Annotated in this window: 22 protein-coding genes; 9 read left to right on the forward strand and 13 right to left on the reverse strand. The window is 59.9% G+C overall.

Features of this window, described 5'->3' with window-relative positions:
* Positions 1 to 12: 12 nt before the first annotated feature.
* Positions 13 to 1200, reverse strand: a complete 1188-nt coding sequence (locus JTP94_RS31815; RefSeq protein WP_204854360.1) for a glycine C-acetyltransferase — start codon at positions 1198 to 1200, stop codon at positions 13 to 15.
* Positions 1201 to 1464: 264 nt separating this feature from the next.
* On the opposite strand from JTP94_RS31815, the gene JTP94_RS31820 reads away from it, so the two are divergent.
* A complete protein-coding gene (locus tag JTP94_RS31820) occupies positions 1465 to 2235 on the forward strand; it encodes an SDR family oxidoreductase (protein WP_204854361.1) in 771 nt (256 codons plus the stop codon).
* 38 nt (positions 2236 to 2273) lie between these two features.
* On the opposite strand, the gene recQ is transcribed toward JTP94_RS31820, so the two are convergent.
* Both recQ and dnaG read right to left on the reverse strand, forming a co-directional pair.
* The gene (recQ, locus tag JTP94_RS31825; RefSeq protein ID WP_204854362.1) at positions 2274 to 4154 is read right to left on the reverse strand and encodes a DNA helicase RecQ; all 1881 of its coding nucleotides are present in this window, start codon (positions 4152 to 4154) and stop codon (positions 2274 to 2276) included.
* A 7-nt stretch (positions 4155 to 4161) separates the two neighbouring features.
* The gene (gene dnaG, locus JTP94_RS31830) at positions 4162 to 6150 is read right to left on the reverse strand and encodes a DNA primase (RefSeq protein ID WP_204854363.1); all 1989 of its coding nucleotides are present in this window, start codon (positions 6148 to 6150) and stop codon (positions 4162 to 4164) included.
* Positions 6151 to 6721: 571 nt separating this feature from the next.
* Between dnaG and JTP94_RS31835 the strand changes: the two genes are divergently transcribed.
* Entirely contained in the window at positions 6722 to 6955 is a 234-nt protein-coding gene (locus tag JTP94_RS31835; RefSeq protein ID WP_204854364.1) for a hypothetical protein, read from the forward strand.
* Positions 6956 to 7295: 340 nt separating this feature from the next.
* A complete protein-coding gene (locus tag JTP94_RS31840) occupies positions 7296 to 8204 on the forward strand; it encodes a hypothetical protein (protein ID WP_204854365.1) in 909 nt (302 codons plus the stop codon).
* Here JTP94_RS31840 and JTP94_RS31845 read toward each other — a convergent pair.
* Positions 8179 to 8631: a GatB/YqeY domain-containing protein gene (locus tag JTP94_RS31845; RefSeq protein ID WP_204854366.1), complete on the reverse strand. Its 453-nt coding sequence runs from the start codon at positions 8629 to 8631 to the stop codon at positions 8179 to 8181. The genes JTP94_RS31840 and JTP94_RS31845 overlap by 26 nt on opposite strands.
* 308 nt (positions 8632 to 8939) lie before the next feature.
* On the opposite strand from JTP94_RS31845, the gene carA reads away from it, so the two are divergent.
* Positions 8940 to 10148: a glutamine-hydrolyzing carbamoyl-phosphate synthase small subunit gene (gene carA / locus JTP94_RS31850; RefSeq protein WP_204854853.1), complete on the forward strand. Its 1209-nt coding sequence runs from the start codon at positions 8940 to 8942 to the stop codon at positions 10146 to 10148.
* Between the two features lie 107 nt (positions 10149 to 10255).
* On the opposite strand, the gene JTP94_RS31855 is transcribed toward carA, so the two are convergent.
* From JTP94_RS31855 to JTP94_RS31870, 4 genes are all read right to left on the reverse strand, one after another.
* Entirely contained in the window at positions 10256 to 10828 is a 573-nt protein-coding gene (locus JTP94_RS31855; RefSeq protein WP_204854367.1) for an EVE domain-containing protein, read from the reverse strand.
* 94 nt (positions 10829 to 10922) lie between these two features.
* Entirely contained in the window at positions 10923 to 12317 is a 1395-nt protein-coding gene (locus JTP94_RS31860; RefSeq protein ID WP_204854854.1) for an MATE family efflux transporter, read from the reverse strand.
* A gap of 148 nt (positions 12318 to 12465) precedes the next feature.
* A complete protein-coding gene (locus JTP94_RS31865; protein WP_204854368.1) occupies positions 12466 to 13722 on the reverse strand; it encodes a TCR/Tet family MFS transporter in 1257 nt (418 codons plus the stop codon).
* Between the two features lie 149 nt (positions 13723 to 13871).
* Entirely contained in the window at positions 13872 to 14795 is a 924-nt protein-coding gene (locus tag JTP94_RS31870; protein WP_204854369.1) for a LysR family transcriptional regulator, read from the reverse strand.
* A 124-nt stretch (positions 14796 to 14919) separates the two neighbouring features.
* Here JTP94_RS31870 and JTP94_RS31875 point away from each other — a divergent pair, with 124 nt between their 5' ends.
* Positions 14920 to 15912, forward strand: a complete 993-nt coding sequence (locus JTP94_RS31875) for an aldo/keto reductase (RefSeq protein WP_204854370.1) — start codon at positions 14920 to 14922, stop codon at positions 15910 to 15912.
* A 48-nt stretch (positions 15913 to 15960) separates the two neighbouring features.
* Here JTP94_RS31875 and JTP94_RS31880 read toward each other — a convergent pair whose 3' ends face one another.
* Both JTP94_RS31880 and JTP94_RS31885 read right to left on the reverse strand, forming a co-directional pair.
* Complete coding sequence (locus JTP94_RS31880; protein ID WP_204854371.1) at positions 15961 to 16878, reverse strand: neutral zinc metallopeptidase; 918 nt, start codon at positions 16876 to 16878, stop codon at positions 15961 to 15963.
* Positions 16879 to 16972: 94 nt separating this feature from the next.
* Positions 16973 to 17464, reverse strand: coding sequence for a DUF2306 domain-containing protein (locus tag JTP94_RS31885; protein WP_204854372.1), 492 nt, complete (start codon positions 17462 to 17464; stop codon positions 16973 to 16975).
* 86 nt (positions 17465 to 17550) lie between these two features.
* On the opposite strand from JTP94_RS31885, the gene JTP94_RS31890 reads away from it, so the two are divergent.
* From JTP94_RS31890 to JTP94_RS31905, 4 genes are all read left to right on the forward strand, one after another.
* Positions 17551 to 18375, forward strand: coding sequence for a LytTR family DNA-binding domain-containing protein (locus JTP94_RS31890; protein WP_204854373.1), 825 nt, complete (start codon positions 17551 to 17553; stop codon positions 18373 to 18375).
* A 173-nt stretch (positions 18376 to 18548) separates the two neighbouring features.
* Positions 18549 to 22034: a carbamoyl-phosphate synthase large subunit gene (carB, locus tag JTP94_RS31895; protein WP_204854374.1), complete on the forward strand. Its 3486-nt coding sequence runs from the start codon at positions 18549 to 18551 to the stop codon at positions 22032 to 22034.
* Positions 22035 to 22332: 298 nt separating this feature from the next.
* Complete coding sequence (gene greA / locus JTP94_RS31900; protein ID WP_034504116.1) at positions 22333 to 22809, forward strand: transcription elongation factor GreA; 477 nt, start codon at positions 22333 to 22335, stop codon at positions 22807 to 22809.
* 8 nt (positions 22810 to 22817) lie between these two features.
* On the forward strand, positions 22818 to 23897 hold the full coding sequence (locus JTP94_RS31905; RefSeq protein ID WP_204854375.1) for a glycosyltransferase family 4 protein: 1080 nt from the start codon (positions 22818 to 22820) through the stop codon (positions 23895 to 23897).
* Between the two features lie 9 nt (positions 23898 to 23906).
* Here the strand turns inward: JTP94_RS31905 and JTP94_RS31910 are convergent, their stop codons facing one another.
* From JTP94_RS31910 to JTP94_RS31920, 3 genes are all read right to left on the reverse strand, one after another.
* Positions 23907 to 24821, reverse strand: a complete 915-nt coding sequence (locus JTP94_RS31910) for a glycosyltransferase family 92 protein (protein ID WP_204854376.1) — start codon at positions 24819 to 24821, stop codon at positions 23907 to 23909.
* A gap of 128 nt (positions 24822 to 24949) precedes the next feature.
* Positions 24950 to 25858 carry a glycosyl transferase gene (locus JTP94_RS31915; protein WP_204854377.1) on the reverse strand — a complete coding sequence of 303 codons (909 nt, stop codon included), beginning with the start codon at positions 25856 to 25858 and terminating at the stop codon, positions 24950 to 24952.
* 5 nt (positions 25859 to 25863) lie between these two features.
* On the reverse strand, positions 25864 to 26331 hold the full coding sequence (locus JTP94_RS31920) for a winged helix-turn-helix transcriptional regulator (protein WP_034504112.1): 468 nt from the start codon (positions 26329 to 26331) through the stop codon (positions 25864 to 25866).
* Positions 26332 to 26445 lie beyond the last annotated feature (114 nt).

Consider the following 26445-nt stretch of genomic DNA (forward strand, 5'->3'; position numbering starts at 1 on the left):
TCTCCAACCAATTCAAATGATTCCGAGTTCTTGTCCGGCTTCCGCAAAGGCGGTGATCGCCTTTTCGACATCGGCCTTCGAGTGTGCGGCCGACATCTGCGTGCGGATGCGCGCCTGTCCCTTCGGCACGACGGGGAAGGAAAAGCCGATAACATAGACGCCCTTTTGCAGCATCAGCGCCGCCATCTCCTGCGCCAACTTGGCATCACCAAGCATGACGGGGATGATCGGGTGGTCGGCACCTGCGAGCGTGAAACCGAGCTTGGTCATTTCGCTGCGGAAGAGTTCGGCATTGCCACGGAGACGATCGCGAAGAGCGTCGCCGTTGTCGATCAGGTCAAAGACTTTCAGCGAGGCGGCGGCGATGACCGGCGCCAACGTATTGGAGAAAAGATACGGGCGCGATCGCTGCCGCAACCAATCGACGATTTCGCCTCTGGCCGAGGTATAGCCACCCGAGGCACCGCCAAGCGCCTTGCCGAGCGTGCCGGTGATGATGTCGATCCGACCCTCGACGCCGCAATGCTCCGGCGATCCGCGGCCATGAGCGCCGACAAAGCCGACGGCATGGCTGTCATCGACCATGACCATGGCACCGTATTTCTCGGCCAGATCGCACACGCCGCCGAGATTGGCGATGATGCCGTCCATGGAGAAGACGCCGTCGGTCGCGATAAGCTTGAAGCGGCTGCCCTCCGCCTTCTTCAGCTCTTCCTCCAGCGCCGCCATGTCGTTGTTGGCATAGCGGAAGCGCTTGGCCTTGGAGAGCCGCACGCCATCGATGATCGAGGCATGGTTGAGCGCATCCGAGATGATGGCATCTTCCTCAGACAGCAGCGTCTCGAACAGCCCGCCATTGGCATCGAAGCAGGAGGAGTAGAGGATGGTATCCTCCATGCCGAGAAAGGCCGAAATCCGCGCTTCCAGCTGCTTGTGCTCTTCCTGCGTGCCGCAGATGAAGCGAACCGAGGCCATGCCGTAGCCGTAGCGATCGAGCGCCTTCTTCGCCGCCTCGGCAAGCTCCTCGTTGTCGGCGAGGCCAAGGTAATTGTTGGCGCAGAAATTGAGCACGCGAGCGCCGCCGACGACGGCGATCTCACCGGCTTGCTTGGAGGTGATGACGCGCTCGGGCTTGTAGAGCCCCGCGTCTTTCAAGCCGGCAAGTTCGTTGCGCAAGTGGGATATGAACGCAGAGGTCATGGTCGCATTCCGATGCTGGTCACGGTGCCTAACTATTCAAGAAATAACACAGGATTCGGCCTCTTGCTGCATCCAGCAGCGGCAAAAATGCGTAGCGCCGTGACGTCGGCGCGATAGGGACCAGGTTCGATATTATCTGTCAAACTGGCTCGGATATACGCAAGTTCTTAGCCAGGGTTCATCGGTTGCTATTGCAAAAATTACTTGACTGAGTCCATTATCTTGCGGCAAGTCAGATCTTGATCGGATGATAAAGGGAGAGCCATGAGCATATTTCACAGATTCTCCCTCGCGGGGCGGATTGCCCTTGTTACCGGCGGCGGGCGCGGCCTCGGATTTGAAATGGCCCAGGCGCTTGCTGATGCCGGCGCCCATGTCATCGTCAACGGACGAACTGCGGCCACGCTGGATACGGCCGTCGAAGCCATCCGGACAAGAGACGGCTCTGCCGAAGCCGCCGCCTTCGACATCGGCGACCGCGAGGCTCAGCGCGCGGCGATGGCGGATATCGAGAAAAATCATGGCCGGCTCGACATATTGATCAACAATGTCGGCGCCCGCGACAGACGCCCCTTGGCCGACTTCGATGACGAAGCGATCCTCGCCCTGCTCAACACGGATCTGGCCGCCTCGATCATGCTCTCCCGCGATGCCGCCCGCCTGATGAAGCGACACAATCACGGGCGGCTGATCTCGGTCACCTCGATCAGCGGCCAAGTCGTCATGCCCGGCGACTGCGTCTACCCCGCAGCCAAACAGGGGCTGACCGGCCTCATGCGCGGCATGGCGGTGGAATTCGGCCCACATGGCATCACCAGCAATGCCATCGCTCCGGGCTGGTTCGCGACGGAAACGAATGCCGCGATGGCCGCGAATGAAGAACTGATCCCTTTCGTGCGCCAGCGCATCCCGGTTCAGCGCTGGGGGCGGCCGGATGAAATTGCGGGCGCTGCATTGTTTCTCGCCAGCGACGCTGCCTCCTTCGTCAACGGCCATGTCTTGACCATCGATGGCGGCATGACCGTGCGCATGTAGCGTGGAGATTGTCGTGATTCACGCTCGTCCGCGAGATATCACCGACCAGTGAAATCCGAAATCACAGCGAGAAACGCATCTCCATAACGTTCGAGCTTCGACTGCCCGACACCCGAAATCCCGAGAAGGGCCTTGTGGTTCTTCGGCCGCTCCGTAGCAAAGGCGATAAGGGTCGTGTCCGGAAAGACAACATAGGGCGGTACACCCAGTTCTTTGGCGATCCTGGTACGCTCGGCGCGCAGCGCATCGAACAGGGCCTGCGCCTCGCCGGCAAGACCATGCGCTGGCTTCTCCGACCGTCCAGCCTTCTTGTTCCGGCGACCCGCTTCCGGCCGGTCCTTGCGAAAGAAGACCTGCCGCTCGCGTTTGAAGACCGCCCTCGCCTCGTCCTCGAGTTTCATCGCGCCAAAAGCCGTATGATCGACGGTGATGAAGCCGTTCGCCAACAATTGCCGGAAGATCGATTGCCAGGTGCGGGCAGGAATATCTTTTCCGGCACCGAAAACAGGCATATCGACATGGCCGAACCGCTGCGTCTTTTCATTGGCCGTGCCCATCAGCACGTCGATGACGTGACCGGTGCCGAAACGCTCGCCCGTGCGATAGACCGCCGCCAGCGCCTTGATCGCCGCTTCCGTCCCATCCCAGGTCTCCACAGGTTTCAGGCAGGTATCGCAATTGCCGCAACCGCCGCCATGCGCCTCGCCGAAATGCGCAAGAATTGCCTGTCGCCGGCAGCCGGCCGTTTCGCAAATGGCGAGCAGCGCATTGAGCTTTCCTCGCTCAACGCGCTTGATCTCATCGGCTGCATTGCCCTCATCGATCATTCGTCGCCGCTGGATGACATCGGCCATGCCGTAAGCCATCCAAACCTCGGACGGCAACCCGTCTCGCCCGGCACGGCCGGTCTCCTGATAATAGGCCTCGATCGAGCCCGGCAGATCAAGATGGGCGACATAGCGTACGTTCGGCTTGTCGATGCCCATGCCGAAGGCGACCGTCGCCACAAGGCAAAGGTCTTCTTCTTTCAGGAAGGCGTCCTGATTGGCATCGCGCAGCGACCGGTCCATGCCGGCGTGATAGGCGAGCGCCCGGATGCCCTGCCCATTCAGCCACGCCGCCGTATCGTCGACCTTTGCCCGCGACAGGCAGTAGACAATGCCGCTGTCACCGCGATGGCCATCGAGAAAGCGCAGCAATTGCTGGCGCGGCTGATCGCGCTCGACAATCTCATAGGCGATATTCGGCCGGTCGAAACTGGTGGTGAAGACCTTGGCACCGTCAAGAGCGAGCCGCTCGATGATATCGTCGCGGGTATGAGGATCGGCCGTCGCCGTCAGCGCGATGCGAGGCACGCCGGGAAAGAGTTCCGCAAGCTTGCCCAGATCCCTATATTCCGGCCTGAAATCATGCCCCCATTGCGAAACGCAATGCGCCTCGTCGATCGCAAACAGCGCAATCTTCGCCCTGGCGATCATCTGTTGGAAGCCATCGGTGAGAATGCGCTCGGGCGTGACATAGAGCATATCGAGCGTGCCGCTGGAGACGGCGCGATAGACATCGCTCGCCTCCTCGCGCGACAGGGATGAATTCAAGGCGGCCGCGCGGATGCCGAGCTGCTTCATCGCCTCCACCTGATCTCGCATCAAGGCGATCAGCGGCGAGACGACGATGCCGATACCGTCACGGCAAAGTGCGGGAATCTGGAAACACAGCGACTTGCCGGCCCCGGTCGGAAACAGCACGACCGCATCGCCGCCGGAGACGACATGCTCGACCACCTGCTGCTGCTTGCCGCGGAATGCGGAATAGCCATAGACGCGCTTCAGTACATCGAGTGGCGCGGGCGCCCCGGCACGATCGCCGAATAAGGCATCATCGGCGGAAAATCGCGGTTCCAGTCTATCCGGCAGTGGCATCTATTCCCTACTTTCCCGCAACGCTTTTGACTCGGCCGGAAAGCACGCCAAAGCCATCGATGATCGCCTCCTGGTTTTCCAGCCGCACCGCTTCGAGCTGCACTTCCTGCAAGGCGCGCATCAACTGCTCGATAAGCTCGCCATCACTATCTTCCGTTGCTTCGGCAATCGCGCCTTCCAATTCGATCTTGTGCCAGCGCAGTGCCTTGGAACGCTTGTGAAGAGCAAGCGCCTGGCGGTAGCCCTCGCGCGCGTCTTCCATTGCGGCTTCCTCGGTTGCCGTCCATAGCCTGGCGTTGCGAACCTGCTGGTCGAGATTCTTCAGCAATACGCCGAAGTCCTGTTCCTCCAACTGCTCGACCAGCCGCTCGCGGATGAGCTGCGGCGCGACCATGGCTGCGGCGATCCCGAGAACCGCCGACCAGAGACGCTGCAATTCGCGGCTCTCGTAATCGATGGCGGCGATCTCGTCATATTCGTCCTGCAACAGCAGCGGATGATTGACGATGGTCAGCGCCAGAACGCTTTCGCGCAGGCTCGGAATGTCCTGATGCCCCTTGATCATGGCCGAACGCGTCAAGCGATCGGACGCCGTCGTACTGACCGGCCGATCGCGGCCCTGCTGTCCACCACGACCGGTGAAATTGCGGCCATTGCCGTCACGGGAAAAGCCTCGCCCCTGCTGATTGCCGCCACGCTGGAATTGCGGCTGGAAGAGCCCGTTCAGCCGCTCGCGCATGTTCTGCTGATAATGGCGGCGGACATCCTCGTCCACGATAACAGACACGATGCGCCGCAGCCGCGCCTCGAGCTCCGCCCGTGCTTCCGGCGTCTCGAACGTGCCGCTGCCGGCCTCCCTGGCCCAGACCAGATCGGCCAGCGGCTTCGCCTGTGCCAGAACCTTGTCGAAAGGCGCACGCCCGTCGTGACGGACGAGATCGTCCGGATCCTTGCCATCGGGCAGCAGTGCGAAACGGACGGTGCGGCCCGGCTTGATATGCGGCAGCGCCAGATCGGCGGCGCGATTGGCGGCGCGAAATCCCGCGCCATCGCCATCAAAGCAGAGCACCGGCTCCGGCGTCATTTTCCAAAGGAGATCCAGCTGATTCTCGGTCAGCGCCGTGCCGAGCGGCGCAACGGCATTCTCGACGCCGGCCTGATGCAGGGCGATGACATCCATATAGCCTTCGACGGCAATGATGGTGCCTGCGCCGTCGGCACTCTGGGCAGCGCGGCGCGCACGGGTGAAATTATAAAGCACATTGCCCTTGTGGAAGAGCTCGGTCTCGTTGGAATTGAGATATTTCGCCGGTGCGTCCGAAGACATGGCGCGGCCGCCGAAGGCGATCACCTTCTCGCGCGACGACAGGATCGGAAACATGATGCGGTCACGAAAGCGATCGTATGAGACCGGCACGTTCTCGTGCACGACCAGCCCACAGGCTTCGATCTGCTCCTTCAAGACGCCCTTGCCGGCAAGAAACTCCTTCAGCGCATTGCGGCTGTCGGGAGAATAGCCGAGACGGAAAGTCTCGATCGTGCGGCCGGTCAGGCCACGATCGCGCAGATAGGCGCGAGCACGGGCGCCGTTGGCAGTCTGTAGCTGATCCTGAAAGAACTGAGTCGCCATCTCCATGACGTCGAGCAGCGACGTGCGCTCCTTCTCCCGCTTTGCCTCCATGGGATCGGCCACAGGCATGGGGACGCCGGCCATGTCGGCGATCTGCTGCACCGCCTCAGGAAAGCTCAGTCCCTCCAGCTCGGTGAGGAAACGGAAATGATCGCCCGTCACACCGCAGCCGAAGCAGTGATAGCGGCCCTTGCGGTCTTCACAGTGGAAACTCGGTGACTTCTCGCCATGGAAAGGGCAGCAGGCCCAAAAATCTCCGCGCGGCACATTGGTCTTGCGCCGGTCCCAGCTCACGCGACGACCGATCACGTCCGAAATCAGAACGCGGTCGCGAATCTCATCGAGAAACGTATTGGAAAATCGCATGGCTACCTCTGGCTCGTCTCATATAAACAGGAATGGCACGCATTGCCATGACGACCCGACCTGCACACACGGTATTCACAGCCCTTTGCAGGCAATTGCAATTTCATCATCTTGATCACAACTTCGTGAGGCTACTATCAGAATCAGGCCGCGCGCACCGGCTTGAGGCGTCGTTTCCGTGTCACCAAAAACGGTATCGATATTGACCTCACTTAGCCGGAATTGAGTCTTGGGCCGACCTGATGAGCATCAGCCTTCGCAGAAAAAGAGGCGAAAAAGCAAAGACTTGCACACCTTGAAGTGGGTAGACGGGTACGCCGGATGTATCTGGAACAATCAGCGGCTGCAATGAGCGATGCCTGCGACCCATCTGTTTGGTGGCGCATTTGCGGCATGGTTCGTAAGCCAAACATTATTTTTTTGTAATTTGATTGTTGGTGTGCGGCGCAATAGCGTTCTTCTCACGGGGCGAGACAAGCCGGCGAAGAAAAATGCTTCGCGACGCGACATGCCGAGACGCCCCCACGAACGGAAAGCCATCAGGTACAGGGCTCTCAGTTTAGGAGAGGAAATGCGGGTCCTGATCGTACCCCTAGCCGCCGCGGCCATTTTCGCCACAGCTACCTATAGCTCGGCGATGACGACTGGCGGCGCTGACGATCGGAATACGCTCTACGCTGGCGCGGAATATCAGCTGCCGGTGGATATGAAGATCCCTGCTCTCACGGCAGGCGTCAAAGTTCAAATGTCCGGACTAACGTCGCAAGCATTGGCTTTGCCGCAGGAAGTCAGGATTCTCAGATAAGTTTTACGGGATACTCAGGTGGGGCACCATCCCTACCCCCGGCGCCGCCCCACCTGAGTGCCTTTGCAATAGACGTTTGATTTTTGGGCCCCACCCTGCGTCATCAAACGGCTGCAAAGCGCAAGAAGGCAGGAGCTCCCCCAGCTCCTGCCTTCTCTAATTTTACGATCCCAATTTTCCGATGACGGAAGCTCCGAATCTCCGCGGCAGAACATTTAGAGTTCAAATGAGGCCAGTACCTTGACGTAATGGCCACAATTGATATTTCATATATCAGTAATCTAGATGATGATTTCCTAAGACAGCATGGAGAATTGCTCAGCTCATCGGAGATGGCTGCATGTCTTTATCCGCGAAGGAACTTGCCGATAATCCTGACTTTTTCGCTATAGTTCTCGACTATACCCGAGAAATTGTATCCGTTTACGGAGAAAATCGCCGGATAGGCTCCGTTTTTTCTTCGCAGCAGCGCTGGTTGATGGCCCTCGCCGGCTTCGCCTTATATTACGGCGGCGTTGATGGGAAGCCGCCCGGTATCCATGCCAACCGCTTTGCCGACTTTGTCGTCGAGCACGAAATCGCCAGTCACAACACGGCATTGAGCTTCATTCAGGAAATGCTCGACCATCATTTTCTGCGCCACCAGACAATCACGCCAGACCGTCGGGTACGACCGATGGAGCCAACCGAAGAAGCCGTCAAACAGCTTGCAAGATGGCTCGGTATTCACTTGGCGGCGCTCGACAAATTGGACGGAGGCAAACGAGGCAGCCTGTTCGCCGGGCGACCGGAACTCATTGCGGCATTGCAGCCTGCAATCTCGGTCAGCATCATTGCCAGTGACGCCGTCCGCCATCCAGGCGATACATTCGATCTGTTCACCTGGGCAAATTCCGGCGGCATAATCATGGATTACCTGATCTCGCGCGTCGGTATGATCGATCCGAAAACACAAAGAGCAATTGTCGGGCCGATCGCGTTCACGGATATCTGTCGCCGTTTCCACATCTCAAGAACGCACGCAAAGCGGCTCATGCGCAAAGCGGTCAGCATGCAAAGCGTTGGCTGGACAGGCCCCTCGGGGAAAAGCGAGCTGTGGCTGTCCAGCGGCTTCATCCAGGAATATCGGCACTATCAGGCGGAAAAGTTTGCCATCATAGATGCTGCCTGGCGGCGAGCCCTCGGCACACGGCAGACCCGTGTGCCGAAGGTGAGACTGGTCTTTACTTCAGCAACTCCTTCAGGATAGCCGAAGCCTTCGCGAAGTCCATCTGCCCGGCATAGCGCTCGCGCAAAGCCGCCACGCACTTGCCCATATCCTTCAAGCCTTGGGCGCCGAGTTCCGCAACGACGCCGGCACAGATCTCGCGCACCTTCTCGTCGGAGAGCTGCTCCGGCATGAATCCCTGGATGACGGTGATTTCCGCGCGCTCCTTGTCGGCGAGTTCGGGACGACCACCGTCGACGTAGATCTTCACCGACTCTTCGCGCTGCTTGATCATCTTGGCGAGCAGCTGGAGGATTTCGTCATCGCTTGCCTGCTCCTTGGCCTGGCCGCGATTGGCGATGTCCTTGTCCTTGATACCGGCAAGGATAAGACGCACGGTTGAAAGCTTCGCCGTATCCCTTGCCTTCATCGCATCCTTCTGGGCATTGGAAAGGGTCTCGCGGATCATGTCTGTAACTCCTCAAGCAGGCAGGCGACGATCGCCCGGCCTCTCATTTCATGCTGTCCGTCTCATAGACCATCAGCGCCGACCAATGCAATTGCGTCAAACCGGCCGAAACGAGACGAATTCCCCGGCAGGAAACGAAAAGCGCGCATTGACCGGCTCGCCTTGTTTGGCTATGTCCATCACCTGCACATTAGATCGATATGAAGATCTCAAGCCGCGGCCTGTGTCGCCGGCGGTACCTTGCCACAAACATGGCGGAAGCCTGCGGCCTCTTCAAGGTCGCGCACGACGCCGGAAACGGGATGACTATGACCGCCACAGCCCCATGGACCATTGAAAAGCCGACTGCTCTTCTCGTTCTTGCCGATGGCACCGTGATCGAAGGCAAGGGCATCGGCGCGACCGGCAAGGTCCAGGCCGAAGTCTGCTTCAACACGGCGCTTACGGGTTACGAGGAGATCCTGACGGACCCCTCCTACCTCGGCCAGATCGTCACCTTCACCTTCCCTCACATCGGCAATGTCGGCACGAATGAGGAAGACATCGAAGATCTGACGCCGGCCGCCCGGCACGGTGCCGTCGGCGTCATCTTCAAGGCCGATATCACCGATCCGTCGAGCTACCGTGCCGCCAAGCATCTCGACCAATGGCTGAAGGCCCGCGGCGTCATCGGCCTGTGCGGCATCGATACCCGCGCGCTGACCGCCTGGATCCGCGAAAACGGCATGCCGAACGGCGTCATCGCCCACGATCCGAACGGCGTCTTCGACATCGAACAGTTGAAGGCGGATGCAAAGGCCTGGAGTGGCCTCGAAGGTCTCGACCTCGCCAAGGTCGCCTCGTCCGGCCAGTCTTCGCACTGGTCGCAGACCCCCTGGGTCTGGAACGAGGGCTATGGCGAACTGGGCGCCGATGAGGCCAAGTACCACATCGTCTGCCTCGACTACGGCGTCAAGCGTAACATCCTGCGCCTCTTCGCCGGTCTCGATTGCAAGGTCACCGTGTTGCCGGCAACCGCTTCGACCGAAGACGTGCTCGGCCTCAATCCGGACGGCATCTTCCTTTCGAACGGCCCCGGCGATCCGGCCGCGACAGGCGAATATGCCGTGCCCGTCATCAAGGACCTGCTGAAGTCGGAAATCCCGCTATTCGGCATCTGCCTCGGCCATCAGATGCTCGGCCTCGCACTCGGCGCCAAAACGGCGAAGATGCATCAGGGCCATCACGGCGCCAACCATCCGGTCAAGGACCATACGACGGGCAAGGTCGAGATCGTCTCGATGAATCATGGCTTCGCAGTCGACTCGAACTCGCTGCCAGAAGGCATTGAAGAAACTCACATTTCTCTCTTCGATGGCAGCAATTGCGGCCTGCGCGTCTCCGGCAAGCCTGTCTTCTCGGTGCAGCATCATCCGGAAGCCTCGCCCGGCCCGCAGGACAGCCACTACCTTTTCCGCCGCTTCATCAATCTGGTGCGCGAGAAGAAGGGCGAGCCGGCACTGGCCGAACGCGCCTAAGCCTTCACAAGCGTCACAATATGCAGAAAGCCTCGGATTGATTGCCAATCCGAGGCTTTCTCTTGTCGCACGTCAGGATGGGAGATCCTTTACCGGCCCCTGCTCGATCAAGCCTGCAGCCGCCGCTGTTTTACCACCTCGAGCTCACTCATCATGATTTCCTGCAGGAACTCGAAGTCCGACTGTCCGAAGGCGACAAGGCCGAATCTCAGCCTGTAGCCCCAGTTCTTGTCCTGGGTAAAATCAAGCCAGCCCAGCAGAGGGCGTAGCGGCTGCTCGGGCGCATCCAGCCAATCGACATCGCGGCGATAGGCTTTTCCGCAAGCCATCTGTGCAAGATAGGGCTCACCGTCACGGACAAAGCCGATGGCGGTGAAGCTCTGAAATCCATCTCTCTCGCCCATCGTGACGGACGGCGAATAATAGACGATGCCATCGCCCGGTTTGATTCGTTTCAAGGGCGCCTGCTTGCCGTGGCTCATCTGCATGAAGCCGTGCTCGCGCCCAAGGCGCACGTGCTCCGCGCTGGCCACCGCCAGCCAATAGGACTTCTGCGCAGGCTCGGGCCGGCGGGACGATGTATTGGCGTGCGGAAAAAGGCGCACCGTGGTGCCCTGGTTGATGGAGTCTTCCCGCGGGAAAAGCGCGGCATCATTACGATCGCTTGCTTTGAAGGTCATGGTCGTCTCCCGTCGTTGGTATGACAGGAATATAGACGACCATACTGTCAATATTTGTCAGTAGTCTCGCGGACTGACAATCGACACGCCGGTATCAGACGGCCTTTTCCGAGCGTACCAGGATGTAGAATCGCGCGCAAAGCATCACCGCCGCCGAGGCGAGACCCAGCAGGAAACCGAGCCATATGCCGACCCCGCCGAAATCGAACGGGAAGGCCAGCAGCCATGCCAGGAAGAAGCCGATCGGCCAATAGGCGATCAGCGCCAGGATCATCGGCACACGCGCATCCTTCAGGCCTCGCAGCAGGCCGCTGGCGATCGCCTGCAAGCCGTCAACAAGCTGGAACAGGCCGGCGACCACGATCAGCGGCGTAGCATAGGCAAGCACTTGCGGCGCATCGGCCGAAGTAATGTCGAGGAACCAGCTTCCGAACCATGCCGGCAAGGTGGCGAACAGGATGCTGCCGCACAGCGAGATGCAGCTCGAAACGATGAGCACGACGATCGCCGCGCGCTTCAGGCCGAGATGATCGCCCTGCCCGTGCGCGACACCCACCCGCACCGTTGCCGCCTGGCTGAGGCCGAGCGGGATCATGAAGGCAATCGATGCCCACTGAAGAGCGATGCCATGGGCAGCAAGCTCGATCGTGCCGATCTGCCCCATGAGCAACGACGCCGCCGTGAACAGGCTGACTTCGGCAAGGACCGTGATGCTGATCGGGAAGCCGAGGCGGACGACATCCCACAAGGCATGCCAATCCGGCCGCCAAAGGTGGACGAAAATCTCGTAGCGGCGCGTCTCCTCGTGGCTCTGAACATAGCCGACAATGAAGATGAAGCCGACCGTCTGCACGGCAACGGAGACGATGGCCGCGCCATGAAGACCGAGCGCCGGCATGCCGAAATGGCCGAGCACCAAGGCATAGGCAAGCACAGCGTTCATGACGAGCATGGCGATGGTGACATTGAGGATGATGCCGGCGCGGCCGATAGCGCTCACCAGGGCGCGAATGACGTTGTAGAGCAATCCCGGCAACAGGGCGAAATGGCCGATGGCGATGTAGTCGCTGGCCAGTTTTGCCACATCAGGCTTTTGTCCCGCCGCCAGGAGAATCTCTTCGGAATATAGAAAGGCAGGCTGCGCCACCAGCCAATAGGCCGTCACAACCCATAGACCCATGCGCAGCGCCCGTCGCACGGACACGACATCGCCCTGGCCGTAGGCTTGCGCCACCAGCGGCACGACGGCGATGGAAAAGCCCGAGCCGAAAATCAGGATCGTGAACAGGAACTGCGCTGACAGTACCATCGCGGCAAGCTGCTCGGCGCCAAGGCGACCGACGATCATCACGTCCGTGGTATTGATGCCAAGCTGCGCCAATTGTGCGCCGATCAGCGGTATGCCGAGCGCAAGGGTGGCACGTAGATGCGCAGACCACGAATTATTGTTGTCGTGCGCGTACGGGCGCGCAGCTACCGGCATATCCATCATGAAAACTCGATTTCCAGAATCGCGCGAACCGCCCCACCCCTGGGTGCGCGAGCCTGTCGCAATACCGCAACTTAGGCTGAAAAGCCAGCCGACAAGATCACGATGCTAAAGAATTCATCATACCATCAAAATATCTGATGAATTTTTAGGCCGCCTCTCCGGCTGGCGATTGCACGGCCACCTTCGGCTGATCTTTGCGAACCTTGGTAAGAAGCACAATGAGCGCTGTCGCGACCAGAATTGCACCCATGACGAATGGCGCCCCGGCAAAGGTCACCGGCGCGGTCGGCGCGGTATAATAGCGGAACAGATACGGGAACAGCAGAGGCCCGATGATCGCAGTGATACTGGTCAGGCTGCCGAGCGCGCCCTGCAGCTCACCCTGCGCCGAAGGTGGAACTTTGCTCGCGGCAATGGAACGTAAGGGCGCATCGGCGACGTTTTCGATGACCGTTGCGACGACGACCGCATAGACCATCCAGCCTTGCCATGCGAAAGCATAGCCCATCAGGCCGAGGCAGGAAAACGCCAGCCCGAGCAATGCGGTCTTCCACTCCCCGAGCATGGGCACCAGCCGAGGCAAGACCAGTCCCATGACGAAGGCCGCGCCGATACCATACACTCCGAGGGAAAAGCCGATCTGCCCTTCGCTCCAATCATAGCGATAGGAGGTGACGAAGGACCAGACGGCCGGATAGACGCCATGCGCCAGCCAGTTCAGGAACATCACGACGCAAACCCAGCCAATGCCCTGATAGCGTCGTATCTGCTTGAGCGCACCGAATGGATTGGCCCGCCAGATCTCGAACGGCCGGCGATGCCTAGCGTTCAATGTTTCCGGCAGGAGGAAATAGGCACCGACGAAATTCAGGAATGCGAGGGCAGCCGCGCCATAGAAAGGCACCCGCGGACCGAATTCGCCCAGAAAACCACCGATGACCGGACCGAGCACGAAGCCAACACCGAAGGCCATGCCAATCAACCCGAAATTCTTCGCGCGGTTCTCGTCATTGCTGATGTCGGCGATATAGGCGGAGCAGGTCGAGAAGCTCGCACCGCTGATACCGGCGAGGATACGGCCGACGAACAGCATCCAGTAGGTACCCGCGATCGCGCAGATGAAATTGTCGATCGCGAATGTCAGCACCGAGGCGAGCAGCAGCGGACGACGCCCGAACCGATCGCTCAAATTGCCGATCAGCGGTGAGAACAGGAACTGCATCGCGGCATAGGCCAGCAGCAGCCAGCCGCCTTCGGTGGCCGCTTCGCTGACCGCAGCCCCCGTCAACTCTTCCAGGTATTTCGGCATCACGGGCATGATGATCGCAATGCCCATGACATCGAGGAAGAGGATAAGGAAGACGAGGAACAGGCCGCGTCGTGCGAATTTCTGATCGATCATGGAGTTGCCTTCTGGCGGCCCCGCCTCCATGAAGAGACAGAACGTGAACGAAAAACCGGAGTGTTCCCCATACCTAAAGATTTTGGCGGAAACAATCCGTGAACGCTTCAATCTTGTTGATTTATCGGCCGCTTTTTTTGATCCTCGGGCTAAAATGACACTTGTTTTTCCCGGCTCCGTCGCTGCTCAAGATTAAGGAAGTCGACGAAGGCTCGCAGCGGCCCCGGCATATGACGGCGGCTGGCATAATAGAGAAACGGACCGGAAAAGGCCGTTTCCCACTCTTCGAGAATGGGTACCAGCTCGCCTGTCGCAAGCTGCGGCGCGAGGAATTCCCGAAAGGTCCTGATGATGCCGAGACCTGCCACCGCGGCACTGCGTTCGATATCGATCGAATTCGTGGCAATCACCATCGATGGCGAAATGACGATCGTTTCGCCATCCTTTTCAAAATCCCAGGGCGCGTTGGAACGACTGAGGAACCGATGGCCAATGCAGCGATGCTCCAGTATATCGCGCGGGTGGCGCGGTGTGCCGTTTGCCGCCAGATAGGCAGGCGCCGCGGCGGTCACATAAGATTGTTGTCGCGGCCCGATCGGCACCGCGATCATATCCTTCTCCAGCCTCTCGTCATAGCGAATGCCGGCGTCAAACCCAGCCGCGAGCACATCGATGAAACTGTCTTCGGCAACGATTTCGACCGATATCCCCGGATAGTTCTTCAAAAAACGATTGACGATATCGGGCATGACCACCATGGCAGCGACCGTCGGCACATTCAGCCGCAAAGTTCCGCCCACACGGTCGCGAAAGCTGTTAACATCGTCGAGCGCGACCGCGATCTCGCTCATTGCCGGGGTCAATCGCTCCATCAACCGATCGCCCGCTTCGGTCGGCGTCACGCTGCGCGTGGTGCGGTTAAACAGGCGGACGCCAAGCCGCTCCTCCAGTCGCCGGATCGCCTCGCTCAGCGATGAGGCGGAAACACCGCGCTTGCGCGCGGCCACGCGAAAGCTACGCTCGCGGGCAACAGCGGTGAAGGCGACAAGATCGGCCAGCGGCAAGTTATCCATTGTGCGAAATTCCAAACAACCCGTTTCAATTTACCTGGATTATCGCACAAAGGTCGATCGAGTAAAACAAGCTGCGTAGATGTCTCTGGAGATGAGAGCGCGCTTCCGACCTAGGAGAACTGCAATGCAAAACCACCAATTGGGCGAGACCGGCCCCCAGGCATCCGCCCTTGGCCTCGGCTGCATGGGCATGTCCGGCATGTACGGGCCGTCCGATCGCGCCGAGAGCATCGCGACAATCCATGCCGCCCTCGATGCCGGCATCAACCTGCTCGATACCGGCGACTTCTATGGCATGGGCCACAATGAGATGCTGATCGGCGAGGCAATCAAGGGGCTGAAGCGCGACGATTTCCTGCTCAGCGTGAAATTCGGGGCATTGCGCGATCCGGCCGGCGCGTGGCTCGGCTATGATGCCCGACCGGCCGCGATCAGGAATTTCGTCGCTTATTCGCTGCAACGTCTCGGCGTCGACCACATCGATATCTACCGGCCGGCACGTCTCGATCCGAACGTGCCGATCGAGGAGCAGGTCGGCGCCATGGCCGATCTTATCAAGGCAGGCTACGTCAGGCATATCGGCCTGTCCGAGGTCGGTGCGGACACCATCCGCCGCGCCGCCGCCGTGCATCCGATCGTCGACCTGCAGATCGAATATTCGCTGATCTCGCGCGGCATCGAAGACAGTATCCTGCCCACCTGTCGCGAGCTTGGTATCGGCATCACGGCCTATGGCGTCCTCTCGCGCGGCCTGATCAGCGGCCATTGGCGGAAGGACAACGTCCAGAAAGGCGATTTCCGCTCCATGAGCCCGCGCTTCCAGGCTGGAAATGTGGAAAAGAACCTGGAATTGGTGGAAGCATTGCGAGGGATCGCCGAAGCCAAGAATGCGAGTGTCGCCCAGATCGCCATCGCCTGGGTCGCAGCCCAAGGCAAGGACATCGTGCCGGTCGTCGGCGCCCGCCGCCGCGATCGCCTGACGGAAGCTTTGGGCGCGCTCTCCGTGGAGCTGTCGGAAGCCGATATGGCGGCGATCGAACGCGCCGTGCCAAAGGACGCCGCCGCGGGCGGCCGCTATCCGGAAGCGCAATTGACGCATCTGGATAGCGAGAAATAAGGAATTGTCGCTTCGCCTGCTCCCCTGGCGGAGAGCGGGCGAACGAGATCAAACGGGATTGTTCAGCGTATCGCAATCACTGAGCTTGCCGGATTCGAAGCCCTGCTTGAACCATTTCATGCGCTGCGCCGAGGTGCCGTGGTTGAAGCTGTCGGGAACGACATAGCCCTGCGTGCGCTTTTGCAGCGTGTCGTCGCCGATCTGCTGCGCGGCGTTCAACGCCTCCTCAAGGTCACCTGCCTGCAAGATGCCCTTCTGTTGCGTGAACTTGCCCCAGATGCCGGCAAAGCAATCGGCCTGCAACTCGATGCGCACGGACATCTTGTTGGCATCGACCTCGCTCATGGTCCGGCGGGCCTGGTTGAATTTCGGCAGGATGCCGAGCAGATCCTGAACATGGTGGCCGACCTCATGCGCGATGACATAGGCCTGAGCGAAATCGCCCGATGCACCGAATTGATCCTTCATCTGCTGGAAGAAGGCCATGTCGAGATAGACCTTTTGATCGCTCGGGCAATAGAAAGGCCCGGTCGCCGCCGAAGCTTGCCCGCAAGCCGAAGGGAAGCTGCCCGAGAACAGCACGAGCTTCGGATCGGTATAGGTCTGGCCCATCGACTTGAAGATACCGGTCCAGGTATCCTCCGTGTCGGCAAGAACAGTCGCGACGAACTGCTTCATCTCGTCATTGGCGGGCTGACCATTATTCCCGGTTGAGGTGCTCTGCTGATATCCAGAACCACCGCCCAGCACACCGCTCTGCTGCAGAAGGCCCATGACATCGACGCCCATGGCTCTCAGCACCAGGAAGATCACCACCAGAACGATGATGGTGCGCAGGCTCAAACCGCCGCCGCCTATCCCGCCGCCGGGGAAGCGGAAGCCACCGCCACCCGTGCCGCCGCCCATGGGCGATGAGCCGCGCTCATCCTCAATATTGTCGGATTGCCGACGCCCCTTCCAATCCATAGTGCACCTCCCTGGCGATGCCTCAAATCAAAGTCCCTTAAAGCACTTATATATCCAGGAAGACGGGCAACACCAGTTGGCGAACGACAGAACGTCAAGTTAAACCTCGACGACGCCATATTTCCTTCGACAGCAGCCACAGAAGAACGATCGCAATACCCGCGACGACGACAAGCGGTGCAATTTCGTCGCCGCCAAAGGCTACCCTGTTCATGATGCGGCCCGGAAGGAACGTAAACGCTCCCGCACCGACGATACCGCCGAAGTACAGGCTTCTGACGGTGCGCTTATGCGCCTCAATATTGTGATTGCGGGCATTGGCGATCGCTCCCCAACAGCCAAAGAGAACGAATATCGAGAGCAGATGGATGGGGCTGAAGCCATAGACCATGTTGATCTGGTGAATGAAGAAGCTCGATAGCGCCGTGACCACCATGAGGCTCAGCCATATCTTGCCGAGCAATCGATGCCTCGGCGTCCCCTTGGGCTTCAGCTGAAGATAGGCGCCGAGCAAGGCGGCCGGGATGACTGCCGCAACGTGAATCTGGATTGCGATCGGGGCATGAAGAAGCGGCTCGAGAGTCATGGCGGGTATCCCGTTGAGTTTGTCGAGCCTTTCCGCGATATTATTGTTCTCTCAATTGAAATTGCGCGAAAGAACGGGAAAATTTCGTGGATCACACCTTTCTGCAATCCACGCTTCGTGAATTGCAAGTCTTCCAGCGTTCGCCGCGATTCTGGGCAACCTTCGTCACGGTCGTCCTGATCTTTGCCTTGACCGGTCCCTACGGCACATTCGCTCGGTTGATGCCGGGCGCTCGGCTCGGCTATTGGCTGGCCCTTCATGCCATGGCCTGGTCGATAGCCATCGTCTTCTCCGTCGTCGCCGAAATTCTCCTGCGCAAACAGATGGCCGGCATGTTTGCCCGGATGATGACGGGCTCGATCATTGCAGCACTTCCGATCGGCTTCGGCATCGGGCTCGTCGATCTGGCATTCTTCGGCACCATACCCACCTTGGCAGGCTGCCTGCGCCAATCGCTGAGTTCGATACCGCTCTGCTTTCTCTTCTGCCTCTTGACCTATCTGACGATGCAACGGCAAATCGCGATAGCAGCCGAAGGACCGGCTGAGGAGAAGCCAACGACTCCTGTTGCAAAGACATCCGAGATTAAAGACCCGCCCTCACAGGCACCAATCTTGTCACGCCTGAAACCGGAAAATCGGGGAGCGCTCATAAGGCTTGCCGTCCGTGACCACTATACCGAGGTCGTCACGAGCCGCGGCCGCGAGCTCGTCCTGTTGCGCTTCGGCGATGCGCTGAGGGAAATCGGCGAGACCGAGGGCATGCGCCTGCATCGATCCCATTGGATTGCCGCCGACCATGTCGCCGGTTTGAAACGCGACAACGGCAAACTTTTCATCGTAACCCGCGACGGCATGGAAATGCCGGTGAGCCGCCCCTACGCCGACGCCGTCCGGCACCGTTTTGGTTAGCAACGGCAAAGCATGCGGAATTCATGTCGATTCCGCGATTTATGGGGTTCCGTTTGCAAATACATTTGCCTATAAGCCGCTTCTAGCCTGAAAAGACTTGCCCATGCGCGCCCCGACCGGTGATCTTCCACCCTGGCCGGTTTTTCGCGCAACAAAAAAACGGATGTGAGCCCATGCCGAAGCGCCAAGATATCAAATCGATCCTCATCATCGGCGCAGGACCGATTGTTATCGGCCAGGCCTGCGAATTCGACTATTCCGGCACACAGGCCTGCAAGGCGCTCAAGGAGGAAGGCTACCGCGTCATCCTCGTCAACTCCAATCCGGCAACGATCATGACCGACCCGGGCCTGGCGGACGCCACCTACGTCGAGCCGATCACGCCCGAGGTTGTTGCCAAGATCATCGCCAAGGAGCGCCCGGATGCGCTGCTGCCGACCATGGGTGGTCAGACCGCGCTCAACACCGCCCTTTCGCTGAAGCGCATGGGCGTGCTCGACCGCTACAATGTCGAAATGATCGGCGCTAAACCCGCCGCGATCGACATGGCCGAGGACCGCGCCCTCTTCCGCGAAGCCATGGCCCGCATCGGTCTTGAAACGCCGCGCTCGATGCTGGCGAACGCTACCGATATCAAGGATACCGACCGCAAGACCCACGAAGCCGAGCGCAGCAAGCTGAAGGCGCAGCTTTCCGGTGCCGAGCTCGACAAGGCGCTCGACGAACTGGAAAACCAGTGGAACCTCGGCGAGAGCGACCGCAAGCAGCGCTACATGAGCCATGCCATGGCAATTGCAGCCCAGGCGATCGATCATGTCGGCCTGCCCGCCATCATTCGCCCCTCCTTCACCCTTGGCGGTACCGGTGGCGGCATCGCCTATAACCGCTCGGAATTCTTCGAAATCGTCGGCGGCGGCCTTGATGCCTCGCCGACCACCGAAGTGCTGGTCGAAGAATCGGTGCTCGGCTGGAAGGAATTCGAGATGGAAGTGGTCCGCGACACGGCGGACAATTGCATCATCATCTGCTCGATCGAAAACATCGACCCGATGGGCGTCCATACCGGTGACTCGATCACGGTTGCCCCCGCGCTGACGCTGACCGACAAAGAATACCAGATCATGCGTAACGCCTCGATCGCGGTCCTGCGCGAGATCGGCGTCGAGACTGGCGGTTCGAACGTGCAGTTCGCCGTCAATCCGAAGGACGGCCGCCTCGTCGTCATCGAAATGAACCCGCGCGTGTCGCGCTCGTCTGCTCTCGCATCGAAGGCCACCGGCTTCCCGATCGCCAAGATCGCAGCCAAGCTGGCCATCGGCTACACGCTGGACGAACTGGAAAACGATATCACCGGCGGCGCAACCCCGGCATCCTTCGAGCCTTCGATCGACTACGTGGTCGTGAAAATTCCACGCTTCGCCTTCGAGAAATTCCCTGGCGCCTCGCCTGTCCTGACCACGGCGATGAAGTCGGTCGGCGAAGTCATGGCGATCGGCCGCACCTTTGCCGAATCGCTGCAGAAGGCGCTGCGCGGCCTCGAAACCGGTCTCACCGGCCTCGACGAGATCGAAATCCCCGGCACCGAAGAGGGTGAAGGAAACCGCAACGCCATCCGCGCCGCCATCGGCACCCCGACGCCGGATCGCCTTCGCATGGTCGCCCAGGCGCTGCGCCTTGGCCTGACGCCGGAAGAAGTGCACGAAGGCTGCAAGATCGACCCCTGGTTCATCGCGCAGCTGAAGAGCATCGTCGATATGGAAGCCCGCATCCGCGAGCATGGCATGCCGGAAGATGCGACCAACCTGCGCATGCTGAAGGCGATGGGCTTCTCCGACGCGCGTCTGGCGACGCTGACCGGCAAGCGTCCGAAGGAAGTGGCGGAGCTTCGCAACAAGCTGAACGTGCGCCCCGTCTTCAAGCGCATCGATACCTGCGCCGCCGAGTTCGCTTCGCCGACCGCCTACATGTATTCGACCTATGAGACGCCTTTCGTCGGCGCCGCCCGCTCCGAGGCTGAGGTTTCCGACCGCAAGAAGGTCGTCATCCTCGGCGGCGGCCCGAACCGTATCGGCCAGGGCATCGAGTTCGACTATTGCTGCTGCCACGCCGCCTTCGCCCTGAAGGATGCCGGCTATGAAGCAATCATGATCAACTGCAATCCGGAAACGGTCTCGACCGACTATGACACATCGGATCGCCTCTATTTCGAGCCGCTGACGGCCGAAGATGTGATCGAAATCCTGAAGGCGGAGCAGGAAAATGGTGAAGTTGTCGGCGTCATCGTCCAGTTCGGCGGTCAGACCCCACTGAAGCTCGCAGAAGCGCTCGAAAAAAACGGCATTCCGATCCTCGGCACGGCGCCTGACGCCATTGATCTTGCCGAAGACCGCGACCGTTTCCAGAAGCTGCTGATGAAGCTCGATCTCAACCAGCCAAACAACGGCATCGCCTATTCGGTCGAGCAGGCCCGCCTCGTCGCGTCGGAAATCGGCTTCCCGCTGGTCGTGCGCCCGTCCTATGTTCTCGGTGGCCGCGCCATGCAGATCATCCATTCGGAAGGCATGCTGCAAACCTATCTTCTCGACACGGTCCCCGAGCTGGTGCCGGAAGACATCAAGCAGCGCTATCCGAACGACAAAACCGGCCAGATCAACACGCTGCTCGGCAAGAACCCGCTCCTGTTCGACAGCTATCTTGCCAACGCCATTGAAGTCGACGTCGACTGCCTGTCCGACGGCACCGACGTCTACGTCGCCGGTATCATGGAGCATATCGAGGAGGCCGGTATCCACTCCGGTGACTCGGCCTGCTCGCTGCCGCCGCGCACGCTTTCGCCAGCCATGCTCGATGAGCTGGAGCGCCAGGCGAAGGCCATGGCCAAGGCGTTGAATGTCGGTGGCCTGATGAACGTCCAGTTCGCCATCAAGGATGACACGGTCTACGTGCTCGAAGTCAACCCGCGCGCCTCGCGCACGGTACCTTTCGTCGCCAAGACCATCGGCGCGCCGATCGCCAAGATCGCCGCCCGCGTCATGGCCGGCGAAAAGCTGGATGCGGTGTTTGCCGCCTATGGCGAAAAGCCCGATCCGCGCAAGCTGAAGCACATCGCCGTCAAGGAAGCCGTCTTCCCCTTCGCGCGCTTCCCCGGCGTAGACATCCTGCTCGGACCGGAAATGCGCTCGACCGGCGAAGTCATCGGCCTGGATACCGATTTTGCGCTGGCCTTCGCCAAGTCGCAGCTCGGCGCCGGCGTCGAATTGCCGCGCGACGGGACAGTCTTCGTCTCGGTCCGCGACGACGACAAGCCGCGCGTCCTGCCCGCCATCCGCATGCTGACGGAACAGGGCTTCAAGGTCCTCGCGACGGGCGGAACCCAACGCTTCCTGGCCGAAAACGGCATCGAAGCCACGAAGATCAACAAGGTCCTGGAAGGTCGTCCGCATATCGAGGACGCCATCCGCAACCGTCAGGTCCAGCTCGTCATCAATACGACCGACAGCAACAAGGCGATCTCGGATTCGAAATCGCTTCGCCGGGCGACATTGATGCAGAAGGTGCCCTACTACACCACCATGGCCGGCGCCGAAGCCGCCGCCATGGCGATCAAGGCACTGAAGGCCGGGAACCTCGAAGTGCGGCCGCTGCAGAGCTATTTCTAAGGGCGAGTTTCCGTCACGACGAATGCTGACACAGTAGCCGGCTCACATTCGTCCTGGCTTGGAATGGCCATCGCGGTGATCGGTGAAGAAGCCTCATGGCCGATTTCCGGGCACCCGGCCTTGGCATGCGAAGACGTGGAGTAGCCTCCCATAAGTCATCGAATTTTCTGGAAATCGGCTGTCGCAATCTGCTATAGATGACAAAATAATGGCTCTACATGGTTCCGAAGTACCGCTTCGGAACCTGTTTTCTTTTGTGTGTGCGGAAGAGCAGCGCAGGGAGTGAAGGACAAGGCAAATGGTTGAAAAGGTACCGATGACACAGAACGGGTTCGTCAAGCTGCAGGAAGAACTGCGCTGGCGTCAGCAGGAAGAGCGCCCGAGAATCATCGAGGCAATTGCGGAAGCGCGCGCCCATGGCGACCTCTCTGAAAATGCCGAGTACCATGCCGCCAAGGAAGCACAGAGCCACAATGAAGGCCGCATCGGCGAGCTCGAAGACCTGACGGCACGCGCCGAAGTCATCGACCTTTCCAAGATGTCCGGCTCGAAGATCAAGTTCGGCGCCAAGGTGAAACTCGTCGACGAGGACACCGAGGAAGAGAAGATCTATCAGATCGTCGGCGACCAGGAAGCCGACGTGAAGGCCGGCCGCATTTCCATATCCTCGCCGATTGCACGCGCTCTGATCGGCAAGGAAGTCGGCGATTCCATCGAGGTCAATGCACCCGGCGGCGCCAAGGCTTACGGAATCCTCTCCGTCACCTGGGGCTGATCAGCCCCGTGCGCGATCGCGATTCAACGCATGCGAGCGATCTCCGCGAGATCGAGATCGTCGCGACGAATTTCAAACGCCGGCTCTCCGGCGTTACCTCCACGATCGTGCAGCTGATCCCAAAGCAGATCGAGCTCGGCTATCACATCGCAACGCTCGGCCCCGGTCTGCCGGCGGATCTGCCCAAGCTTGGCTGGGTCAGGCTTTTCGGCCTCTGGACCAAGCCGCGCCGGCATCGCGTGCGTGTCTGGCATGCCCGCCGCAACAACGAGATGCTGGTCGGTCTGCTGCTGCGCTCCGTCCTGCGCATGCCGTTGAAGCTGGTCTTCACCTCGGCGGCCCAGCGCCACCATACCGGCTATACGCGTTGGCTCATCCGCCGCATGGACGCTGTTATCGCCACCAGCACCCGCTCCGGCAGTTTCCTGCAGGTGCCGCATACCGTCATCCAGCATGGCGTCGATCTCAACCGTTTTCATCCGCCAGAGACCGCTGACGACCGCATGGTCGCGACCGGCCTGCCCGGCACCTACTTGATTGGCTGCTTCGGTCGCGTCCGCCATCAGAAGGGCACCGATCTCTTCGTCAAGGCGATGATCGAGCTTCTGCCGCGCTATCCGGATTGGACCGCCGTCATCTGCGGCCGGGTGACTGCCGAACATCGCGGCTTCGGCGATGAATTGGTGAAGCTGGTGACCGACGCCGGCCTTGCCGATCGCATCCGTTTTCTTGGCGAAGTCGACGATATCAAGCCCTGGTACCGTCGCGCGACCCTCTACGTCGCCCCCTCCCGCAACGAAGGTTTCGGCTTGACGCCGCTCGAAGCCATGGCGTCCCGCACAGTGGTTGTCGCCTCGGATGCCGGCGCCTATGCGGAGCTGATCGTTCCGGGCGAGACCGGTGCCGTCGTCCCCGCCGACGATGGTGAAGCGCTGACCAGGGCTATCGCCTTCTATCTTGCCAATCCGGAGGAGACGCTCCGTCAGGGCGAAAACGCCGTGCGTCATGTGCGCAGCGATTTCGCACTGGAAAAGGAAGCGACTGCCATTGGCGACGTCTATCGACGGCTGCTCATCGCCAACGATTGAGCGGGCAGGCTAGCGACCGAGATCGACATGATTGCGTTCGATAAAGTCGATCATCGAACGATCTTCCACCATATCTTCCTCGATGCTTTTGACGATGGACAGGACCTTGTCCCGGTATTTCGTCGCGCTGCTGTCGTAGGCCCATCCCCGCTCAAGCTTCTCCATCAGCTCCTGTCTAGATTTCGTGTAGTAGTGATTGAGCTGCAGGAACCGGTTCGAATAGAACTCAGGCGATTTCCGCGCCCGCCGCGTGAAGCGCTGGCCGGCATCATTGGCCGTCAGATCCTCATAAGCTCGCGTCTGGAACTGGTGAACGCTGACCTCTGTCACTTCACACGGATCGACGATGCACTTGAAATTGCTGACATTTTCCTTACGCGTCATCGGATCGGCGCCACGCTGCGTGTAGTTCAGCGTCAAAGGCCCGGCAGGAGGCGCCTCATGGCCGCTGGTGGCGAACATGTGCCATGGCAGCGAAACATTCGGAAAATCGCCGACTGCCTCCAACGCCTCTTCGACCGTGCGCGCCTCTTTCGGCAGCAGGAACTCATCCACGTCGATAAAGGCCATCCAGCGGTAGTGACAGCCGAAATTGAGGATCGCATGCGCGAAGACGATGACCTGGCCGTTCAGCATCGTTGACGTCGCTGCATCCTGCATCCGTCCGGCCCAAGGGATGATCGTCAGCGTCTCCTCATCCAGGAGATTGCGAAGCCGTGCACAGGTGTCGTCCGTGGAGCCGTTGTCATAGATATAGAAGTGGCGAATGCCGACGGCCTGATGGAAGCGCACCCATTCTTCGATGTAGCGCGCCTCGTTCTTGACGCAGGCGGCAATGGCAATGCCATGCCGCCCTGCCCGCGGCTCGGGCGGCTCGATGGTCAGTTTCTTGGCATCGGAGCCTTTGGGTTTCAGCCAGCGCATCAGCCTCTTTCTCTGCAACGGGACGATGCGTTGCTAACAATCAACGACTTGCGTTGGCAAGCCCCGAGCCGAGCAGTCCGTATGTCCTAACGGAACGACCCAAGGGATTTCAGCACCTCACGGTAGCGTCAAGCCTTCGACCTTGCAGCAAACCTGTCGTCGTAACCGAAATCATACTTCAGCAGCGCTGAAACGGGCGAATAGTTGATGAACGAAACACCGCGTTCCCCAGCGATTTGCCGGGCGAACACGAGGTGCTCGACAATGCGGTCTTCGGCCCGCGCTATGCCTGAGAAAGCAGTGTCGCTTCCGGTCTCATAAAAACGCGGTTCACGCGCATTGGAAATATCGATGCCCAGAAAGCCGATCGTCTTTGGTGTACAATACAAGGCAAATTGCAGCACCGACACCGCAACCGAGCCGCCAAGGAAAACACCGCGATCCGGCGAGAGCGAGAAACCGGCGGAACCGGTCGCATCCAGCCGCGCATATTGGAGTTGCCTGATGTCGTCGGGGGAGCGGCGGCGGGCGCCATAGGGCTTGCGGATGTCATCGATCAGAATGATCGTCTTGTCCGCCAGCCAGCCCTTGTCGATCTCGCAAAGCGCACGCAGCACGGCAATGGAAAACAAGCAAAGCGAGCCCGGCGCGATCTTCTTCCGCATCATTTCGATATGCCGCCAGACGAAACGTTCGTCCTCGACCGCAATGGCAAGCGGCTCGACGATCCGGTCGCCGATGAGCCCGATAGCGCCGTTCAGCAGAATGGCACTCCTGGATTCCAGTCCACTCAGATCGCAAGCGCGAATCGAAGGGCCTGAGCCGACAATATAGATATTGTCACCGGAGCGCTCACGCAGCCGATCCATACCGACGAGGCTCGCGACCTTGGAGCCGCGATAGAGCACTTCGCTCACATTTTGGCTGCGAACGATGCTGAGCCCGGGAAACCAATCCTGCACGTGAGCCAGCGAACCGCCCAGCACGAGGCGCACGCCGGACTTGATCAGCGATCGGTGCCAGGGGCGATCCGCCATCCGTCCTAAAGCTCCACCAACCCGAGCTTCTTGACCTGCCGAATGGTCAGCATCGTACGCACCGTATCGACGTGCTCATTCGCCGTCAGAACCTCGATGACAAAATCCTGGAACCGGGTGAGGTTTTCCGCAACGCAATGCAGCAGGAAATCGCTGTCGCCGGAAACCATCCACGCCTGCCGCACCAGCGGCCATTCCGCCGTAGCACTGGCAAAGGCCTTGAGATTGGCCTCGGATTGATGCTTGAGACCGACCATGCAGAAGGCAACGAGATCGAAGCCGAGCTTCGGGCTGTTCAGCATGGCATGATAGCCTTCGATGATGCCGGCTTCCTCCAGCTTGCGCACCCGGCGCAGACAGGGCGGCGCGGAGATGCCGACTCGATCGGCCAGCTCGACATTCGTCATCCGCCCGTCCCGCTGCAGCTCCCGCAGGATCTTGATATCGATGGCATCGAGTTCAGCGCGAAGCACTTTATGGCCTTTCTTTAATTCCCCTTCGCCAGCTTCTATATAAGGCAGGAAAATACGCAAGAAAGTTTCTCTAGCGTAACCGATTCTTACACAAAGCAGATTTGCTCTGTTAGT

The sequence above is a fragment of the Martinezella lusitana genome (assembly GCF_016901135.1).
Lineage (GTDB): Bacteria > Pseudomonadota > Alphaproteobacteria > Rhizobiales > Rhizobiaceae > Rhizobium > Rhizobium lusitanum_D.